This window comes from Streptomyces liliiviolaceus (genome assembly GCF_018070025.1).
Lineage (GTDB): Bacteria > Actinomycetota > Actinomycetes > Streptomycetales > Streptomycetaceae > Streptomyces > Streptomyces liliiviolaceus.
Genome location: NZ_JAGPYQ010000001.1, coordinates 438,592 through 457,482, shown reverse-complemented (window position 1 = coordinate 457,482; position 18,891 = coordinate 438,592). Strand labels below are relative to the sequence as shown.

At 72.2% G+C, this 18,891-nt stretch carries 12 protein-coding genes and 1 riboswitch; of the genes, 6 read left to right on the top strand and 6 right to left on the bottom strand.

The window, feature by feature from the left end; all coding sequences use genetic code 11:
- Positions 1–26: 26 nt before the first annotated feature.
- A complete protein-coding gene (locus J8N05_RS01970) occupies positions 27–1,091 on the bottom strand; it encodes a C40 family peptidase (RefSeq protein WP_210880763.1) in 1,065 nt (354 codons plus the stop codon).
- A gap of 440 nt (positions 1,092–1,531) precedes the next feature.
- On the opposite strand from J8N05_RS01970, the gene J8N05_RS01965 reads away from it, so the two are divergent.
- Positions 1,532–1,885, top strand: coding sequence for a hypothetical protein (locus J8N05_RS01965; protein WP_210880762.1), 354 nt, complete (start codon positions 1,532–1,534; stop codon positions 1,883–1,885).
- 148 nt (positions 1,886–2,033) lie between these two features.
- Here the strand turns inward: J8N05_RS01965 and J8N05_RS01960 are convergent, their stop codons facing one another.
- Complete coding sequence (locus J8N05_RS01960) at positions 2,034–3,188, bottom strand: C40 family peptidase (protein WP_210880761.1); 1,155 nt, start codon at positions 3,186–3,188, stop codon at positions 2,034–2,036.
- A 7-nt stretch (positions 3,189–3,195) separates the two neighbouring features.
- Positions 3,196–3,367: riboswitch (cyclic di-AMP (ydaO/yuaA leader) on the bottom strand.
- Between the two features lie 530 nt (positions 3,368–3,897).
- On the opposite strand from J8N05_RS01960, the gene pcrA reads away from it, so the two are divergent.
- The gene (gene pcrA / locus J8N05_RS01955; RefSeq protein ID WP_210880760.1) at positions 3,898–6,444 is read left to right on the top strand and encodes a DNA helicase PcrA; all 2,547 of its coding nucleotides are present in this window, start codon (positions 3,898–3,900) and stop codon (positions 6,442–6,444) included.
- A 161-nt stretch (positions 6,445–6,605) separates the two neighbouring features.
- Here pcrA and J8N05_RS01950 read toward each other — a convergent pair whose 3' ends face one another.
- Together J8N05_RS01950 and J8N05_RS01945 are read right to left on the bottom strand one after the other, a co-directional pair.
- Positions 6,606–8,336 carry a M23 family metallopeptidase gene (locus J8N05_RS01950; protein WP_210880759.1) on the bottom strand — a complete coding sequence of 577 codons (1,731 nt, stop codon included), beginning with the start codon at positions 8,334–8,336 and terminating at the stop codon, positions 6,606–6,608.
- Between the two features lie 334 nt (positions 8,337–8,670).
- Positions 8,671–9,576, bottom strand: coding sequence for a lipase family alpha/beta hydrolase (locus J8N05_RS01945; protein ID WP_210880758.1), 906 nt, complete (start codon positions 9,574–9,576; stop codon positions 8,671–8,673).
- Positions 9,577–10,139: 563 nt separating this feature from the next.
- On the opposite strand from J8N05_RS01945, the gene J8N05_RS01940 reads away from it, so the two are divergent.
- Positions 10,140–10,550 carry a cobalamin B12-binding domain-containing protein gene (locus tag J8N05_RS01940; RefSeq protein WP_210880757.1) on the top strand — a complete coding sequence of 137 codons (411 nt, stop codon included), beginning with the start codon at positions 10,140–10,142 and terminating at the stop codon, positions 10,548–10,550.
- Positions 10,551–10,751: 201 nt separating this feature from the next.
- Here J8N05_RS01940 and J8N05_RS01935 read toward each other — a convergent pair whose 3' ends face one another.
- Together J8N05_RS01935 and J8N05_RS01930 are read right to left on the bottom strand one after the other, a co-directional pair.
- Positions 10,752–12,440 carry a DUF5691 domain-containing protein gene (locus tag J8N05_RS01935; RefSeq protein WP_247706116.1) on the bottom strand — a complete coding sequence of 563 codons (1,689 nt, stop codon included), beginning with the start codon at positions 12,438–12,440 and terminating at the stop codon, positions 10,752–10,754.
- A gap of 73 nt (positions 12,441–12,513) precedes the next feature.
- Positions 12,514–13,866, bottom strand: a complete 1,353-nt coding sequence (locus J8N05_RS01930; protein ID WP_210880755.1) for an SWIM zinc finger family protein — start codon at positions 13,864–13,866, stop codon at positions 12,514–12,516.
- A 134-nt stretch (positions 13,867–14,000) separates the two neighbouring features.
- Here J8N05_RS01930 and J8N05_RS01925 point away from each other — a divergent pair, with 134 nt between their 5' ends.
- From J8N05_RS01925 to J8N05_RS01915, 3 genes are read left to right on the top strand one after another with little or no spacing between them, the layout of a single operon-like run.
- On the top strand, positions 14,001–15,152 hold the full coding sequence (locus tag J8N05_RS01925; RefSeq protein WP_210880754.1) for an ATP-binding protein: 1,152 nt from the start codon (positions 14,001–14,003) through the stop codon (positions 15,150–15,152).
- Positions 15,149–17,641 carry a DUF5682 family protein gene (locus J8N05_RS01920; protein ID WP_210880753.1) on the top strand — a complete coding sequence of 831 codons (2,493 nt, stop codon included), beginning with the start codon at positions 15,149–15,151 and terminating at the stop codon, positions 17,639–17,641. The genes J8N05_RS01925 and J8N05_RS01920 overlap by 4 nt, the downstream gene beginning before the upstream one ends.
- Positions 17,638–18,891 carry a vWA domain-containing protein gene (locus J8N05_RS01915; RefSeq protein ID WP_247706115.1) on the top strand — a complete coding sequence of 418 codons (1,254 nt, stop codon included), beginning with the start codon at positions 17,638–17,640 and terminating at the stop codon, positions 18,889–18,891. The genes J8N05_RS01920 and J8N05_RS01915 overlap by 4 nt, the downstream gene beginning before the upstream one ends.

Genomic DNA, 18,891 nt, shown 5'->3' with positions numbered 1-18,891 from the left:
GCCCGCCGGCGATGCCGAGTCCGGGCTCACGCCACCCGCGTCGCCCCCGCGAACGGCATCTCGTCGATGGGCGCGACCCGTACCGGAGCCGACGGGTTGGGTGCGTGGACCATCTGTCCGTTGCCCACGTACATTCCCACATGGCTGATGCCCGAGTAGAAGAACACCAGGTCACCGGGTTGGAGTGCGGAACGGGAGACGCGCTGGCCCGCGTTGATCTGCGCGTACGTCGTCCGGGGCAGTGAGACGCCCGCGGAGCGGTACGCGGCCTGCATCAGCCCCGAGCAGTCGAAGGCGTCGGGACCGGTGGCCCCCCACACATAGGGGCTGCCGAGCTTCCCGTAGGCGTACGAGACCGCGGCCGCCGCCCGGGAGTTGGGCGCGGTCGTGGAGGCGGAGCCCTGGCCGAGGCCGCGGGGGGCCTGGCCGGACCGTGAGGCGCGCGCGGTGTCCGGGTCGTCCGCGCCGATGCGGTCCCGGTCCGCGTCCGGCAGCCGCGAGAGCAGTTGGCGTGCCTCGCCGAGCTTGCCGGTGACTGTCTTCTTGTGGCGTTTCAGGTCCGCCTGGCGTGCTTCGAGCGAGGCGAGTTCGATGTGGGCGGCGCCGCGCAACTGCTCGATGTCGCGCAGCTGTGTGCGTACGCGGGAGACCGCCGAGGCCTGCCTGCTGCCGGCCCGCTCGGCGAACGCGGCCCCGTCCAGATATCGATCGGGGTCCGAGGAGAGCATCAGCCCCAGCGAGGGATCGACGCCGCCGTCCCGGTACTGGGCGGTCGCCAGGGAACCGAGCGCGTCACGTTCGGAGTTGAGCCGTTCCGTCTTGCGCGCGGCCTCGTCCTGCAGCGTGCCGAGCCGGTCGGCCGCCTTCGTGGACTTCTCCTTCGCGCCGTTGTACTTCTCGGTGGCGACCTCCGCCTCCTGGTACAGCTTGTCGACCTTCGCCTTCACCTGGGCCGGTGTCAGCTCGGGTGCGGCGACCCCCGTCCCGTCGAACCCGGTCGCGCTCGCCGCGCCCGCGAGGGCGATGGTGAAGGCGGTGCGGGCCGTACCGCCGCCGAGTGAGCGCTGTCGGGGCTTGCGGTGCGCTGCCACGTGCGATCCACGTTCCTTCCGTAGCCGCCGAGGCACTGGTACGTCCACGGCGGTGGCCCTCAGGGGCTGGTTGCACGTCCGGCGGCAGCCCGCACAGGGGGAGCGGACCGCCGCCGGACCTCTTGGCGGTGGTGCCGACTGCCGCCCTGGCCCGGGCGGTTGTGGTGGGGAGCCGGTCACCTGGGGAAGGACGCTAAACCTCACGACGCGCCGGTGGTAACGGCATGTACGGAAGTGGTGGCACTCGGCCACGAGCTGACCGGGTGCGACCGTGATCCGGGCCCGGTGCCGGCGACTTGGCGTGGTGGGGTGACCGATGGACGCGTTGTGGGGGAGCGGCACACGCGGCGGTGCTATGGGCTCCGCCACCGGGCCCGCCAGGAGCCGGGGTGTGGGCCGGTGCGCGGCGGTATGCGGGCGTCCGGTTAGGGTCCGGGCTCATGGACGTACTCATTCATGTCTTCGTCGCCCTGCACATCATCGGCATCGCCTCCCTGCTGGGCGGTTTCCTCACCCAGATGAAGGCCATGGGCGACGGCACGGCCCGCTTCACCCCCGCCATGCTCCACGGCGCGCTGACCATGCTGGTCACCGGCGCGGTCCTCGTCGGCCTCAACCAGGCCGACGACCAGACCGTCAGTAACGTCAAGATCGGCGTGAAGCTGGCACTCCTGGTCGTGATCCTCGGCCTCGTCTACGTCAAACGCGACGACGAGAAGGTGGAGAAGGGCCTGTTCGCCCTGGTGGGCGGGCTGACCACGGTGAACGTCTTCATCGCGGTGCTCTGGACCTGAGCGACCGCGCCGGGAGCCGCCCCGGAAACTGTCTCGGGAGCCGCCCCGGAAACCGGCCCGGAACGTGGACGGGGTACGGCACCCACGTGCCGTACCCCGTCCGCGTTCCCTGTGGGACCCCGTCCCCGTCCCCGTCCCCGGTGGGCTCTCAGCCCGGCCGCACCACGCTGTGGATCGGCATGTAGTAGATCGACTCCTCGCGGACGTACGCACCCGGCTTCGGAGCGTGGATCATCATGCCGTCGCCGATGTAGATGCCGACGTGGCTGATGTCGTCGTAGAAGAAGACCAGGTCGCCGGGCTGGGCGTTGTCCACGGAGACCGTCGTGCCGGTGTCGACCTGGTCCCAGGTGGTGCGCGGAAGCGTCACACCGGCGGCCTTCCATGCGGCCTGGGTCAGACCGGAGCAGTCGTACGAACCGGGACCGCTCGCGCCCCAGACGTACGGCTTGCCGATCTGGGCGCGGGCGAAGGCGAGCGCCTTGGCCGCCTTGGTGGAGGAGGCGGAGTCCGAGCCCGCCGTGCTCCCGGTGCCCGTACCGGTACCGGTACCAGCTCCCGTGCCCTGCGTCGCCGCCTCCTGGCGCCGGCGCTCCGCGTCGGCCGCCTGCTGCCGCGCCAGCTCGTCCGCCTTGCGCTGGGCCTCTTCCTGCTTCTTCCGCTCGATCGCGGCCAGGCGGGCCTTCTCCTCGGCGGTCAGCTTGGAGAGGAGCTCGCGCGCCTCGGCGAGCTTGCGCTGGACGTCAGCCTTGGACGTCTTCAGCGTGTTCTGCGTCGTGGTGAGCGTCTCCAGGCCCTCGGAGGCCTCCTGCCGCTTCTTCGACGTGGTGGCCCGCTGGGTGACGTACTCGTCGACGGCCTGCTTCTGGCGGGCGGTCAGCCGGTTCATCAGCTGGGTCTGGTCGAAGTAGTCCTGCGGGTTGTCCGCGAGGAGGAGGGAAGCGCTGTCGGGGGCGGAGGCTCCGGTGCGGTACTGCGCCGCGGCGAACGTCCCGAGCGCCTCACGCGCGGAGTTCAGCTTCTCCGTGCGCTGCGCCACGTCGTCGAGCAGCGTGGCGACGCGCTTGCGCTGCTTGGTGGTCTTCTCCTTGGCGGCGTTGTACTTCTCGGTGGCCGTGCCCGCCTGCTGGTAGAGGTCGTCGATCTTCTTCTGGACCTCCTCCGTGCTCGGCCTGGGCTCCGCGGCCGGCGAGGCGTCCGCCGTCTGGGAGAGCAGGGCCACCGAGGTCAGGGCCGCGGTGGCGAGGGCAGGCGTGCGGATGCCCAGGGAACTGGGGGGCCGCGACTTGCGGTGTGGCGCCACGAGGGCGTCTCCTTCCGTCATCCGCCTACCGAGTTAGCTGTCGGGTTCGGGCGAGTGCTTCGGAAGGTTTGCCCTACGGTCCTTGTCCCACGCGGGAGTTCGGACCGATTCACCCCAGGATCGGTTGGGTCCCCGGTTCCGGAGGCCACGAGGGCAGCCGGATTCGGCGGAGCCCGCTCGGCCCGGCGTTGTTCGCCGGTGCGGGTCGAGCGGCCTACGCGAAAGTTAGCCAATACGTGTGGCACCTGTGAAGTTTGATGTGCGATATGCCCGATACATTTTCGTGACCTGAACCACGGGCGTCGTCCGGCGACGTCAATTGGTCGCGATCTGCTCCGAGTTGTCCCCGGGGTGCGGGAGTGGGCCGATCGGGTCCCGGCGCGGCGCCCGAGCCGACGGACCGGCTTCCGGTCGGCTCGGGGATGCCCTCCGGCAGGTGGTGGCCGGCACACCCTGCCTTCGCACGGTTGCCTGCGCGCCCCGCCTTCGCACGGTTATACGGAGGCCGTCCGTACGCCGTTCAGATGCGGGTTGAAGTCCGCGCCCCGTGACGGGACCGCAGTGCACCCCGTCGCCGCCGCGGTGGCCACCGTGCGTAATGGCGTGCTCATCACGGGTGAAGCCCTGCCCATGGCCGCCCGGCCGGGATTCCGCCGAGTTTCCGGGGTGGCGGCCGGGTGTCAGTGGGGACGCCTAGACTCGGAGAGCGATGAGCAGCCTCTTTGATGACAGCTTCCTGGCGGACCTCAAGCCCTCCGGGGCCCACGAGGAAGAGCCCCCGCCGCCGCCCGAGGACGAGGCGCCGGACCACGGTCCGGACGACCTGTTCGGCGGGCGCTTCGACGTGCCCCCGAGCAGGGACGGCCACTACCGCGACGGCGCGCCCCGGCCGCTCGTGGACCCGGCCGCGCTCCTGGACGGGTTGAACGAGAACCAGCGCGCGGCGGTGGTCCACCACGGCTCCCCCCTGCTCATCGTGGCCGGCGCCGGCTCCGGGAAGACCCGTGTGCTCACCCACCGCATCGCCCACCTGCTGGGCGAGCGCAAGGTGCATCCCGGTCAGATCCTCGCGATCACCTTCACGAACAAGGCCGCGGGCGAGATGAAGGAGCGCGTCGAGCAGCTCGTGGGCCCGCGGGCGCACGCGATGTGGGTGATGACCTTCCACAGTGCCTGCGTGCGGATCCTGCGCCGCGAGAGCAAGAAGCTCGGCTTCACGTCGTCCTTCTCGATCTACGACGCCGCCGACAGCAAGCGGCTCATGGCCCTGGTCTGCCGCGACCTGGATCTCGACCCCAAGCGCTTCCCGCCGAAGTCCTTCAGCGCCAAGATCTCGAACCTGAAGAACGAGCTGATCGACGAGGAGGACTTCGCCGCCCAGGCCTCCGACGGCTTCGAGAAGACCGCCGCCCAGGCCTACGCGATGTACCAGTCGCGGCTGCGCGAGGCGAACGCGCTGGACTTCGACGACCTGATCATGACGACGGTCAACCTCCTGCGCGCCTTCCCGGACGTCGCCGAGCACTATCGCCGCCGCTTCCGCCACGTTCTCGTGGACGAGTACCAGGACACGAACCACGCGCAGTACTCTCTCGTCCGGGAGCTCGTCGGCAGTGCCACGGACCCCGTCGCGCACCCCGAGGACGTACCGCCGCGGGAGGACGACCTCCCGCCGGCCGAGCTGTGCGTCGTCGGTGACGCCGACCAGTCGATCTACGCCTTCCGCGGCGCGACGATCCGCAACATCCTCCAGTTCGAGGAGGACTACCCGAACGCGACGACGATCCTGCTGGAGCAGAACTACCGCTCCACGCAGACGATCCTGACCGCCGCCAACGCGGTCATCGAGCGCAACGAATCACGCCGCCCGAAGAACCTGTGGACGAACGCGGGCGCGGGCGCGCGCATCACCGGCTACGTCGCCGACACCGAGCACGACGAGGCGCAGTTCGTCGTCGAGGAGATAGACCGTCTCACCGACGCGGGCGACGCGAAGGCCGGCGACGTCGCCGTCTTCTACCGTACGAACGCCCAGTCCCGTGTCTTCGAAGAGATCTTCATCCGGGTCGGCCTGCCCTACAAGGTCGTCGGTGGCGTCCGCTTCTACGAGCGCAAGGAGGTCCGGGACGTCCTCGCGTACCTGCGGGTGCTCGCGAACCCCGAGGACTCCGTACCGCTGCGCCGCATCCTGAACGTGCCCAAGCGCGGCATCGGCGACCGCGCCGAGGCGATGATCGACGCGCTCTCCCAGCGCGAGAAGATCAGCTTCCCGCAGGCGCTGCGCCGCGTCGACGAGGCGTACGGCATGGCGGCCCGCTCGACGAACGCCGTCAAGCGGTTCAACACACTGATGGAGGACCTCCGCACGATCGTCGAGTCCGGCGCGGGCCCGGCGACCGTCGTGGAGGCGATCCTCGAACGCACCGGCTACCTCGCCGAGTTGCAGGCCTCCACCGACCCCCAGGACGAGACCCGTATCGAGAACCTCCAGGAACTCGCCTCCGTGGCGCTGGAGTTCGAGCAGGAGGCGGCCGGCGGCGAGGGCGCGGGCACGGCGGCCAACGAGGGCGAGGGTGAGGCCGAGGCCGGTACGCCGACCGGGCTCGCCGCCTTCCTGGAGCGGGTGGCCCTGGTCGCCGACTCCGACCAGATCCCCGACGAGGACGAGGACGGCTCCGGGGTCATCACCCTCATGACCCTGCACACCGCCAAGGGCCTGGAATTCCCGGTCGTCTTCCTGACCGGCATGGAGGACGGCGTGTTCCCGCACATGCGCGCCCTCGGCCAGACCAAGGAACTGGAGGAGGAGCGGCGCCTCGCGTACGTCGGCATCACCCGCGCGCGCGAGCGGCTCTATCTGACGCGGGCGTCGATGCGCAGCGCGTGGGGCCAGCCCTCGTACAACCCGCCGTCCCGCTTCCTGGAGGAGATCCCGGAGGCGCATCTGGACTGGAAGCGCACGGGTTCGATGGGAGCGGTGGCCTCCGGCCCGGCCGGTGGTGTGGCGGCCTCCCTGTCGTCCTCCCGCTCGCGCTCGGCCGCCTCGGGCGCGTCCGGCTTCGCGACGCGGCGCGGTTCCTCGGAGAAGCCGGTGGTATCGCTGGCGGTCGGAGACCGGGTCACGCACGACCAGTTCGGCCTCGGCACGGTGGTCGGGGTGAAGGGCATGGGGGCGAACTCGGAAGCGACGGTCGACTTCGGCGGCGAGAAGCCGAAGCGCCTGCTGCTGCGGTACGCACCGGTGGAGAAGCTGTAGCCAGCTAGCTGGCTGGCTAGCTGGACGGGACGTGAGGGCGGGGCCGCCGATCGGGTGGCTTCCGCCGGTTCCGGGCCCCGTGGAGCGGGAGCTCGCAGGCCGAGCGGGCGCTGGCAGGCATGCGTGGCGTCGCGCGGCGGACGGGAAGGGTCGGACAGCCTCTAGGTGGGGTCGATGCCGTGGCTGCGGAGCCACGGGAGCGGGTCGATCGCCGAACCGCCGCCGGGGCGCACCTCGAAGTGCAGGTGCGGGCCGGTGGAGTTGCCGGAGTTCCCGGAGTACGCGATCGGGTCGCCGGCCTTCACGACCGTCCCCGAGGCGACCTTGTACGTGGAGAGGTGGCAGTACCAGGTCTCCGTGCCGTCCTTGGCCGTCACGATGATCATGTTCCCGTAGGCGCTGTTCCACTGCGTACGGACGGTTCCGTCCGTCGCGGCCATCACTGTCGTGCCGTACGAGACCGGGAAGTCGATACCGGTGTGCACGGACATCCAGTTGATACCGGCCTGGCCGTAGTAGGCGCTGAGCCCGTGCCGCGCGACCGGCACCGCGAACTTCGGCCGCAGCCGCTCCTTGCGGGCCGCCTCGGCCAACGCCTTCTGCTTCTCGGCGGCCTGCTCGGCCTTCAAGTCGATACGTTCCTGCGTGCGGCTCGCCCGGTCCGCGAAGTCGTCCGCGTCCGCGGAGAGGCTCTGCAGCTGGGCGTCCAGCTTGTTGTTCGCGACCGACGGTTTCACGGCGCTCGCGTCGGGCGCGGCGGCCGTCGTCTGGACATCGTCTCCGCCGTCGCCACCGGTCACGGACGCGGCGGCGATGCCGGCGACCCCCATCACACACGCCGACGGCACGGCGATCGTCAGCAGCGCGGAGCGCTTGGGCGGTGTGCGGCGGCGCGACCGGGAAGCGGAACGGCCGGCCGCGCGGGACCCGGCCCGGGAGGCCGGCGCGGCGGTGGTGATCTCCTCGACGCCGTCGAGCAACTCGGGCTCGTCGTCGGCGTGATCATGATCATGGGAGCGGGCGTGAACGTCGGGGTCCGCGTCGGCGAGAGCGTCGGCATCGGTGAGGCCGGAGTGGATGAACTCGCCCTGCGCGGTGACCTGTTCCTCGAACGGCACCTGCTCGAACGTGGCGGTGGCCTGCTGGTGGAACGACTCCCGCTGGTCGTAAGCGTCCTGCTGGTCGTGCGACTCGTGCAGACCGTAGGACTCGTGCTGCGCCTGCGGGTGGAGCTGGGTGTGGGGCTGGGGCTGCGTGTGGGGCTGGGGCTGCTCGCCGCCGTCCGAGTTCCACGCCGTGGCGTCGTACGTGCCCGTCTCGAAGGTCGGCGCCGTCCACTGCTGGGTGGGGGCGGCGTGTTCGGCCTGGTGCCAGGCGTTCGCGTCCCACTGCCCGGTGCCGTCGGGGCTCGTGCCCTGCGTCGGGATCTCGCCGAGCTGCTGATAGCCGGAGTCCGGCCAGACACCGCTCGTGTCGTAGCTGCCGGTCTCGTAGGCGGCGTGGTGCTGGGCCGCGTACGGGTCGTAGTTCAGCGTCTGATGACTGCCGGTGGAATCGGTCCAGTTGCCACTGTGGGCCGCCCCGGTCGTGGTGCCGTACGAACCCGTCCCGCCGCCGCTCCCGTCGGTTCCGCTTCCGTTGCCGGGCAGATCGCCGAAGAGGGGGTCGGTGTCGAACGCGGTCGTCGCGTAGGCACCCGTCATGTCGTAACCACCCGTCGTGCCGTACGAACCGGTCGCGGCCGGGTCAAAACCGGTGGCGGGGTATCCGTCGTACGTGGTGAAGTCGCCGTACTGGACCCCCTGCCGACCATGGGACGCGTAGTGCGCCGAGGTGGCATCGGGAGCCGGAGCCGGGGGAGTTACGGTCCCCGACGGGTGACGGTCGTTCACCAACTTCTCTTTCGCCTCGACAACAGGGGCTGGCAGAGCAGTGCGGCGACTGTACCCGGCGGTATGAGGGCGCGACAATCTTCAACAGGTTTCCTCCTCTCAGGAAAGGGGCATTCGGCCGCCTTTCGGCGGAGGATGGGCAGAGCTTTGGCCTTGCGTTCGATGAACGTTCGAAGAAAAGACGTCTCCGAAGGCGAACTCGGCTTCCGCTTAGGTGTTTCCCGTCGCTCCCCGTTGCCCCGGTTCGGGGCGGATCGACGCCGGACGTCCTCTTCCGGTTGAGCCTCTGCGGATACGTCCCGCCCATCGAGCCCTCTTGGCTACGCCCTCCCGGTCACGCCACTGTCAGGCCGCCGGTGTGAGCGGCGGCGCGGGCGGTTTCCTCCTCGGCGTCCAGGGCCTGGCGTATGCCGGCCGCGACCGCCGGATGAACCGGCAGGGCGAGATGTCCGATTCCGCTCACGCGCACGTTCTGGGCGAGCAGATCCGGGTGGTCGACGCACGCCGTCTCCAGCGGGTCCATCAGCTGGTCGAGGTCGCTCCAGAAACTCACGAACCGCGTACGGCAGTGCGGGGCGGGCTCGCGCAGCTCTTCTAGTACGCCGGAGCCCGGGCGCATCTGCCGGACGATCGGGTGCGCGTTCATCAGCGGCACGACGCGGGTGCCCGCGTGCGGGGTGCCCAGGGTCACCAGGGTCCGGACGCGGACGTCACCGCCCAGGCGCTGCACGTAATAGCGCGCGATCAGCCCGCCGAGACTGTGCCCGACGATGTCCACCTCCTGGCGGCCGGTGCGCTCGCAGATCTCCTCGATGTGCCGACCGAGCAGCTCGGCGGCGGTCCGTATGTCACAGGTCAGCGGTGAGTAGTTGAGCGACTCGATCTGCTGTCGGCCGTGCTGCGCCAGGGAGCGGCGCAGCAGCACGAAGACCGAGCGGTTGTCTATGAAGCCGTGCAGGAGGACGACCGGAGGCTTGTCCGGAGTGGGCAGCCGGGCGGCGTCGGCGGTGCCGTCCGCGTCGAGGTCCGGGTCGGGCAGGTCTGCCAGGGACCGGGTCGGGATCGGGGACCGGCGGCGCTCCGGGGTGATGCCGGAGGGGTACAGGACGAGATGGCCGGCGAGGATCGCGATCTCCAGGGCCGTCGCCTTCAGCAGGGTCAGTGAGAGCCCGGCCAGTCTGGTGGGGAGCAGGCGCTGACAGAGTGGAAGAAGGGGCAGCAGTGCCCTGGTGACCTTCATGGCCGACCTCCTGTCGGCGCACGGCAGGAACCCGCTGTCCCCCGTGTGCCCTCGTGGGAAGCCGATGGGTGAGGACGGCGACGGTGCACGTGCGGCGTGGGTGACGCCGGTGGAGCGACGGGCTGTCCGTCGTCGTGCGATCGCCGGTGCGCCGCACCACCTCGTCGCGCGGCTGACGGCGCGGAGGTGCGGAGACCTCGTAGCGGTTTCCCTTGCGCCCGTCCCGGGTGCGAACCGTGTGTCGCGGTGTGCGGGATCGATGCGCTGCGAACTTGTCCCATCGTGTGATGTCCCCCTCGGTCTCCACCGCGAAACTGCCGGTTGCGGGATGGTGGAGATAACGTTCGTTCACTTTCCCGGACCGTGCGGTGCGGGGCGGCTGGGCCGAGCCTGTCTGAAATGCGTGCTTGAGACGGGCGCGGTGGCGGGTCGCCTGCGCGGCCGGTCGGTACGGGTGCAGGTGCAGGTACGGATACGGGTGCAGGCACGGGTACGGGCGTGGTGGTAGTCGCCGGGCGAGACGGATCTCTGAAGATCGGTGCAGTCGGTTCATGGAGGCAGTGATGGGTGTGGCAGCCGGTCCGATCCGCGTGGTGGTGGCCGAACCGGGGCTCGACGGACACGATCGCGAGGCGAAGGCGATCGCGCGGGCGCTGCGGGACGCGGGCATGGAGGTCATCTACACCGGCCCCCACCAGACGCCCGAACATGTCGTGGGCACGGCGATCCAGGAGGACGCCGACGCGATCGGGCTGTCCGTCCTGCCCGGCGCGCACCACACGCTGTTCGCGGCGGTCGTCGAGCTCCTGAGGGAGCGTGACGCCGCGGACATCAAGGTGTTCGGCGGCGGGAGCATCCCTGAGGCGGACATCGCGCCGCTCAAGGCGAAGGGTGTCGCGGAGATCTTCCCGCCCGGGGCCACGACCACGGCCGTCGTGGACTGGGTGCGGGCGAATGTGCGCCGGCCTGTGTAGGGCTGCGCGCGGCGGGTCGGCCGGGGCCAACGCTGGGGCCGGGGGCCCGGTGTGCGTGGGTGGGTGCGGGTCCGTCGTGGCTGGTCGCGCAGTTCCCCGCGCCCCTGGAGGGTGGGGGTGACGGTGAGGGGGTTGGTGCAGGCGGGTTGTGGTTGGTCGCGCAGTTCCCCGCGCCCCCTGGTGCGTATCGCTGGGTCGGGGCTAACGCTGCGTGAGTTCCGTGTGGATTGCTGCTCTTAGGTGCAGGGTCGTCACCAGGCGTTGGAAGGATTCGGCCCAGTAACCTCCGGCGCCCGGAGACGTGTTCTCCGATTCGTCGGGGACGGATGTGAGCGCTTCGAGGCGGACGGCCTCCGCCGGATCCAGACAGCGCTCGGCCAGTCCCATGACCCCGCTGAAACTCCATGGATAACTCCCCGCGTCCCGCGCGATGTTGAGCGCGTCCACCACCGCCCGCCCCAACGGGCCGGCCCAGGGCACCGCGCACACCCCGAGCAGCTGAAACGCCTCCGACAATCCGTGCACGGCGATGAATCCCGCCACCCACCCGGCCCGCTCCTCGGCGCCCAACGTGCCGAGCAGCTTGGCCCGTTCCGCCAGGGAGACCGCTCCCGGCCCGCCCGCCTCCGGCGCAGCCGGTGTCCCCAGCAGCGCTCTGGACCAGGAGGGGTCCCGCTGCCGCACCGCCGCCCGGCACCAGGCGGCGTGCAGCTCGTCCTGCCAGTCGTCGGCCACGGGCAGCGCCACGATCTCCTCCGGCGTGCGCCCCCTGAGCCGCCGCGACCAGGTGTCGAGCGGAGCGGCCTCCACCAACTGACCCAGCCACCACGACCGTTCGCCCCGCCCGGCCGGAGCCTTCGCCACCACGCCGTCGCGCTCCATGCCCGCATCGCACTCGTGCGGCGCCTCCACCGCTATCGTCGGCGTGCCGTGCGTGGGGTCGACCGCGACGCAGGACCCGGCCCGCTCCGCCATCCGCCCGGCGAGCGCCGAGCCGGGCAGCGCGGACAGCAGCTCCGCCGCGGTGGCCCGCACATTGCGGCTCCGGTCGGCCAACGCCCCCTCCAGGAACGGCTCGTCCGCCGCGCACAGCCCCGTCCGCAACGAGTCGAGGAACATCAACCGGTCCTCGGCCCGCTCCGACGCCCACGTCCCGGCGAGCAGATCCCGCGCGGCTGCAGCGTCCCGCGCCCGGACCGCCGCCAACAGCGCGACCCGCTCCGCGAACAGCCCCTCCTCCCACAACGCGCGCATCCGCTCCGGCTCCTCGGGTCCGGGCAGCACGGCACCGCCGCCCGGGGCCGCCCGCAGCGCGAACCGCCAGTCCGCGTTCAGCCGGGCCAGCCACAGTGCGCGCGGCCCCGCGAACGCCAGCACCGCCGGCCGGATGTCCGTACGCCCCCGGGCCGCGTCCAGCAGAGCGGGCAGCGCCTGGGGAGGGGCCGCGAAACCCTGCCGGTTCGCCGTGGCGAGCCACTGCGGCAGCAGCTCCATGAGGTCGGGGGCCGTCCCCCGGCGGCCACCGCTCCCCGCCCCCGGCCGGTCGGCGAGCAGCATCGTCAGCCGCCGCGCCGCCGCCGGCGGCAGCGCGGGACGGGCATCCTCCGCCGCCGGTTCGATCCGGGCCGCCGCGCGGCCAGGCCGCATCCCGGCCCGTCTCCGCACGGTCTCCACGGCCGCCGCGTCCAGCAACGCCGTCGGTGCGTCGCGCCGGGACGTGACCCCCGACGGCGTACGCCGCGTGGTTCCCAGCAGCGCCACGGTCACGAGCTCCTCCCAGTGGCTCCCGGCGGACGCCTCCGCGGAGGCCGACGAGGGAGCGGAAACGGGAGTGGGCGAGGGAGCGGGGACAGGGACAGGAGCAGAGGCAGGGATAGGGGTGCTGGTCATGGGCGTCCCTCTCGTGGAAGGCGTCGTAGGAGGCGGGTCGTCAGGGAGTCGAGAAGGCTGGAGCGCGGTGCCGTCAGCACAGGGTCACCGCCTCGCCCGGGCCCTCGGGCCAGGCCGTGAGGGGGGAGAAGCCGCGGTGGCCGCACTCTCCGAAGACCGTCACCGGAGCGCCGCCGGAGAGGGCGACCAGACGCCACAGCCCGGAGCGGGACCGGGCGGCCGGAGTGAGCGGCAGGGCGAACTCCCCGTCGGCGTCCGCCAGCTGCCAGTCGTCGCCGTCCGGGGTCGGTATGACGCGGCCCAGCGTCACGGGCCGCGATTCGAGCCACGGGTCGTCCCGGAGCGCCTCGCCGTACTGGGCGACGGCCCGCGCCACATCCACCCCGGGCGGCCGGAACCCCGTGGGCGCCGGCGCGGCGAACCGCTCGCCGAGCGTCGCCCGCAACTGCCCCGCACCCGGATACGCGGACAGCTCCGCCTCCAGCGTCAGCCCGACGGGCAGCGTCAGCTCCGGTGCGCGCCCGGCGGCCCCGTAGGAAAGGAGCAGAGCCGTGCGCCCCGACTCGGCCCCGTACAGCCAGATACGGCGGGTGGTGAGGCGGCTGTCCGCGGTGTCGTACTGGGCCAGGACCAGCCAGCGGTCGCGCACCGGCGGGCCGTCCGCCGAGCCGGGCAGCCCGATCCGGGAACGGACCGTCGCGGCCAGCCCGTCGGGCAGCGCGGCACGGCGCAGCCACCCCTGGTCGAGGAGGTGGAGCAGCGCGCACTCCTCCAGCAGCCGCACGGGCCAGCCGGGCCCCGACGACGGTATCGCCCCCAACTCCCGCACCCGCGCGGCAAGTCCGGGCGCCTGCGCGTCGACCATGCGGGCCGCCGTCTCCTCCCACAGCCCGTACCCCCGCTGTTCCGCCGAGGCCAGACCGCCCCGCAGCAGATCGGTCAGCCGCTGCTCCAGCTCCGACGCCCCCGCGGTGATCCACTCGGCCCGCCGCTCCGCCCTGCGCCGCGCCGCCTCCGGATCACCCGCGGACGCCGAACCGGCCGCGCCCTCCGCCCGCTTGTCGTCCGCGCGCTTCCTCCGGCCCTCGATCCACTCGTCCGCCCAGTCCGGCGCCTTCCCCGGCGGCACCGCGCCGTCCTCGCCGGCCCAGAGCAGCAGCAGCCCCAGCGCGTGCTTGCACGGGAACTTGCGGCTCGGGCAACTGCACTTGTACGCGGGCCCGGTGGAGTCCGCGATGTCGATCACCGTCCGGTACGGCTTGCTGCCGCTTCCCTTGCACAGGCCCCATACCGTCCCCTCCTCGGAACTGCCCGCCTCCGACCACGGCCCGGCCACGCCGAGCTTGCTGCCCGCCTTGCGTGACGCGGTGTCAGGCGCCAGTGCCAGCACCTGATCCGCCGTCCAGCGCACCCCCTGCTGAGTCATGAGTCCGAAGGTAGATCCCGCCACTGACAATCGCCTGTGACGGCCGCGTCCGCGCAGGTCAGAGCCGATTGTCAGTGGCGTGGTGCACGGTGGTACCAGATCCGAACCGGCCGAGCCGCAAGGGGGACCGCTCCATGTCCGTGTCCGTCGACCCGAACCACCACCAGTCCGAAGGCGTGCCCGCGGCCGTGCCCGCGCCGGACAAGGGCGAGGAGTTGCGGCCGCACGCCGAGGACGCGTTCGCCACCGAACTCGCCGCGCTGGCCGCGCAGGACGACCGCCCGCGGCCCGCCCGCTGGCGGATGTCACCGTGGGCCGTCGCGACCTACCTGCTGGGCGGCACGCTGCCGGACGGCACGGTGATCACGCCGAAGTACGTGGGACCGCGCCGCATCGTCGAAGTGGCCGTGACCACGCTCGCCACCGACCGGGCGCTGCTCCTGCTCGGCGTACCCGGCACGGCGAAGACGTGGGTGTCCGAGCATCTGGCCGCGGCGGTCAGCGGCGACTCCACCCTCCTCGTGCAGGGCACGGCCGGTACGCCGGAGGAGGCGATCCGGTACGGCTGGAACTACGCGCAGCTGCTCGCGCACGGACCGAGCCGGGACGCCCTGGTGCCCAGCCCGGTCATGCGGGCCATGGCCGAGGGGATGACGGCCCGGGTCGAGGAGCTGACCCGCATCCCCGCCGACGTGCAGGACACGCTCATCACGATCCTGTCCGAGAAGAACCTGCCCATCCCGGAGCTGGGCTCGGAGGTGCAGGCCGTCCGGGGCTTCAACCTCATCGCGACGGCCAACGACCGCGACCGCGGGGTGAACGACCTGTCGAGCGCTCTGCGCCGCCGCTTCAACACGGTGGTCCTGCCCCTGCCGGAGAGCGCCGACGCCGAGGTCGACATCGTCTCGCGCCGCGTCGACCAAATCGGCCGCTCCCTGGACCTGCCCGCCGTGCCCGACGGCATCGACGAGATCCGCCGCGTCGTCACCGTCTTCCGCGAGCTGCGCGACGGCGTCACGACCGACGGGCGTACGAAGCTCAAGTCGCCCAGCGGCACACTGTCCACCGCCGAGGCGATCTCCGTCGTCACCAGCGGCCTCGCCCTGGCGGCCCACTTCGGGGACGGCGTCCTGCGCGCCGGGGACGTGGCGGCGGGCATCCTCGGCGCCGTCGTCCGTGACCCGGCGGCCGACCGTGTCATCTGGCAGGAGTATCTGGAGGCGGTCGTGCGCGAGCGCGACGGCTGGAAGGACTTCTACCGGGCGTGCCGGGAGGTGAGCGCGTGAGCGAGCACGCCGAGGGGAGCGAGGCGGGGGTCCGCCGGCCGCCCGGGCCTCTGCTGCTCGGGGTGCGCCACCACGGGCCCGGTTCGGCGCGGGCCGTACGGGCGGCACTCGACGCGGCGCGTCCGCGCGTGGTGCTCCTCGAAGGGCCGCCGGAGGCCGACGCGTTGATCGCGCTCGCCGCCGAGGAGGACATGAGGCCGCCCGTCGCACTCCTCGCGCATGTCGTGGACGAGCCGGGACGGTCGGCGTTCTGGCCGCTCGCCGAGTTCTCACCGGAGTGGGTGGCCATCCGATGGGCCCTGGAGCACGAGGTGCCGGCCCGCTTCATCGACCTCCCGGCCACGCACACGCTCGCCCGGGACGAGAAGGAACTCGCCCTGGACGAAAAGGAAGAGGGGGGTGAGGAAGAGGCGGGGGAGGACGAGGGGGAGCGTGACGGGGCCCCTTCCGAACCCGCCCGGGCCGCGCGGATCGACCCGCTCGCCGTCCTCGCCGAGACCGCCGGCTACGACGACCCCGAGCGGTGGTGGGAGGACGTGATCGAGCACCGGGGAGCGCGCGGGGAGGACGCGTTCGCACCGTTCGAGGCGCTCGGCGAGGCCATGGAGGCGCTGCGGGAGGTCTACGGGACGGGGGGAAACGACCGGGACCTCCTGCGCGAGGCGTACATGCGGCTCCAGGTGCGGGCGGCCCAGCGGGAGTTCGAGGACGACGTGGCCGTGGTGTGCGGCGCCTGGCACGTGCCCGCGCTGCGGCAGCGGACCACCGTTGCCGCCGACCGGGCCCTGCTCAAGGGACTGCCCAAGGTGAAGGCCGACATGACCTGGGTCCCCTGGACCCACCGACGGCTCTCCCGCACGAGTGGGTACGGGGCGGGCATCGACTCACCCGGCTGGTACGGGCATCTGTTCGCCTGCGCCGACCGACCCGTAGAGCGCTGGATGACGAAGGTGGCCCGGCTGTTGCGCGACGAGGACCGGCCCGTGTCCTCCGCGCACGTCATCGAGGCGGTACGGCTCGCCGACACGCTCGCGGCGATGCGGGGCCGCCCCCTGCCGGGCCTCACGGAGACTACCGACGCCGTACGGGCCGTGATGTGCGAGGGCTCGGACGTCCCGCTCTCCCTGGTGCACGACCGGCTCGTCGTGGGCGACGTGCTGGGCGAGGTGCCCGAGGCGGCACCAGCCGTCCCGCTCCAGCGCGACCTCGCCCGGCTCCAGCGGCGGCTACGGCTCAAGCCGGAGGCACAGGAGAGAGAGCTGGAGCTCGATCTGCGCAAGGAGACCGACGGCGGACGCAGCAGGCTGCTGCACCGGCTGCGCCTCCTCGGCGTCGGGTGGGGAGAGCCGGTCGCCTCACGCGGCAGCACGGGTACGTTCCGGGAGACCTGGCGCCTGCGCTGGGAGCCGGAGCTGGCGGTGCGCGTCGCCGAGGCGGGGGTGTGGGGGACGACGGTGATCGCCGCCGCGACCGCCAAGGCCGAGACGGACGCGGTCGGCGCCCGGTCCCTGGCCGACGTCACGGGCCTCGCCGAGCGCTGCCTTCTCGCCGAACTCCCGGACGCCCTCCCCGTGGTGATGCGCGTCCTCGCCGACCGGGCCGCCCTGGACGCCGACGTCGGCCACCTCGCCCAGGCGCTGCCCGCCCTCGTCCGCTCCCTGCGCTACGGCGACGTACGGGGCACGGACACCCGGGCCCTCTCCGAGGTCGCCGCCGGGCTCGCGGAGCGGGTCTTCGTCGGGCTGCCCCCTGCCTGCGTCGCCCTCGACGCGGAGGCCGCCGAGGAGATGCGGGGCCACGTCGACGCGGTGCACGGCGCGGTGGGACTGCTGGCCGAGGGGGCGGAAGGGGCCAAGGTGTCCGAGGACGGCGCGGGCGATCCCCGGGCCGGCATACGGGGCCGGTGGCACTCCGTGCTGGGCACGCTCTCCGCGCGGGACACCGTTCCGGGCGTCGTCCGGGGGCGGGCCGTCCGGTTGCTGCTGGACGACGGGGAGCTGGGGCAGGAGGAGGCGGCCCGGCTCATGGGGCTGGTCCTGTCACCGGGGACCGCACCGGGCGACGCGGCGGCGTGGATCGAGGGGTTCGTCGGCGGGGGATCGGGGGGCGGCATGCTGCTCGTGCACGACGAACGGCTGCTCGGCCTGGTCGACTCCTGGCTGACCGGTGTGCCGGGGGACGCGTTCACCGACGTGCTCCCGCTGCTGCGGCGCACCTTCTCGGAGTACGAGCCCGGAGTGCGCCGCACCCTGGGCGAACTGGTCAGACGCGGGCCGGGGCCGCGCGGGGGCGTCGAGGACACCGTCTCCGGGACACCCGGCTTCGCATCCGGCCTGGACGAGGACCGGGCAGGCGCCGTACTGCCGGTGCTGCGCATGCTGCTGGGGCTGGACGAGGCCGAGACCGGCGCTGAGGCCGGCGGCGATGTCGGTGATCCCGGCGATCGCAGTGGTCCGGGGAACAACGACCTTGTGGGGGCGGGCCGATGAGCGGGGGAGCGGTGAACACGGAACCGACCGACCAGGCCGACCGGACCGGGACGACCGACCGGACCGGTGTCGCCGACCAGGCAGCCGGTGTCGGCGACGAGCGGCTGCGGCGCTGGCGGCTCGTGCTGGGCGGGGAGGACGCGGACGGTACGGGCTGCGCGCTCGCGGGGCAGGACGCCGCGATGGATGGGGCACTCGGCGCGCTCTACGGCAACGGGAAGGGCGGCAGGGCACGGGCGGGGCAGGAGCGTTCGGCGGGGCTCGGGGCGTCCGCGCCGTCCGTGGCCCGGTGGCTGGGCGACATCCGGACGTACTTCCCGTCCTCCGTCGTCCAGGTCATGCAGCGGGACGCCATCGACCGCCTCGGCCTGTCCACCCTGCTCCTGGAGCCGGAGATGCTGGAGGCCGTGGAGGCCGACGTCCACCTGGTCGGCACCCTGCTCTCGCTGAACAAGGCGATGCCCGAGACGACCAAGGAGACGGCACGGGCGGTCGTGCGCAAGGTGGTCGACGACCTGGAGAAGCGGCTCGCGACCCGCACCCGGGCGACCCTCACGGGAGCCCTCGACCGCAGTGCGCGCATCAGCAGGCCGCGCCACCAGGACATCGACTGGAACCGCACCATCGCGGCCAACCTCAAGCACTATCTGCCCGAGTACCGCACGGTCGTGCCCGAGCGGCTCATCGGCTACGGACGTGCCTCGCAGTCGGTGAAGAAGGAGGTCGTCCTCTGCATCGACCAGTCGGGCTCGATGGCGGCGTCGGTCGTGTACGCGTCGGTGTTCGGCGCGGTCCTCGCCTCGATGCGGTCGATCAACACGCGGCTCGTCGTCTTCGACACGGCGGTCGTCGACCTCACCGACCAGCTCGACGATCCGGTCGACGTCCTCTTCGGCACGCAGCTCGGCGGCGGCACGGACATCAACAGGGCGCTGGCGTACTGCCAGTCGCAGATCACGCGTCCCGCCGACACCGTGGTCGTGCTCATCAGCGACCTCTACGAAGGGGGCATCCGCAACGAGATGCTCAAGCGGGTCGCCGCGATGAAGGCGTCCGGGGTGCAGTTCGTGACGTTGCTCGCGCTGTCGGACGAGGGGGCCCCGGCGTACGACCGTGAACACGCGGCGGCGTTGGCGGGGCTGGGCGCACCGGCGTTCGCCTGTACGCCCGACCTCTTTCCGGAGGTGATGGCCGCGGCGATCGAGAAGCGCCCGCTGCCGATACCGGACACCGGCAGTCCGGCGACGTAG

Coding starts and splice junctions, on each gene's coding strand:
- pcrA (WP_210880760.1), top strand. CDS start 3,898: ATGAGCAGCCTCTTTGATGACAGCTTCCTGGCGGACCTCAAGCCCTCC.
- J8N05_RS01930 (WP_210880755.1), bottom strand. CDS start 13,866: ATGACTCAGCAGGGGGTGCGCTGGACGGCGGATCAGGTGCTGGCACTG.
- J8N05_RS01965 (WP_210880762.1), top strand. CDS start 1,532: ATGGACGTACTCATTCATGTCTTCGTCGCCCTGCACATCATCGGCATC.
- J8N05_RS01945 (WP_210880758.1), bottom strand. CDS start 9,576: ATGAAGGTCACCAGGGCACTGCTGCCCCTTCTTCCACTCTGTCAGCGC.
- J8N05_RS01925 (WP_210880754.1), top strand. CDS start 14,001: ATGTCCGTGTCCGTCGACCCGAACCACCACCAGTCCGAAGGCGTGCCC.
- J8N05_RS01940 (WP_210880757.1), top strand. CDS start 10,140: ATGGGTGTGGCAGCCGGTCCGATCCGCGTGGTGGTGGCCGAACCGGGG.
- J8N05_RS01915 (WP_247706115.1), top strand. CDS start 17,638: ATGAGCGGGGGAGCGGTGAACACGGAACCGACCGACCAGGCCGACCGG.
- J8N05_RS01935 (WP_247706116.1), bottom strand. CDS start 12,440: ATGACCAGCACCCCTATCCCTGCCTCTGCTCCTGTCCCTGTCCCCGCT.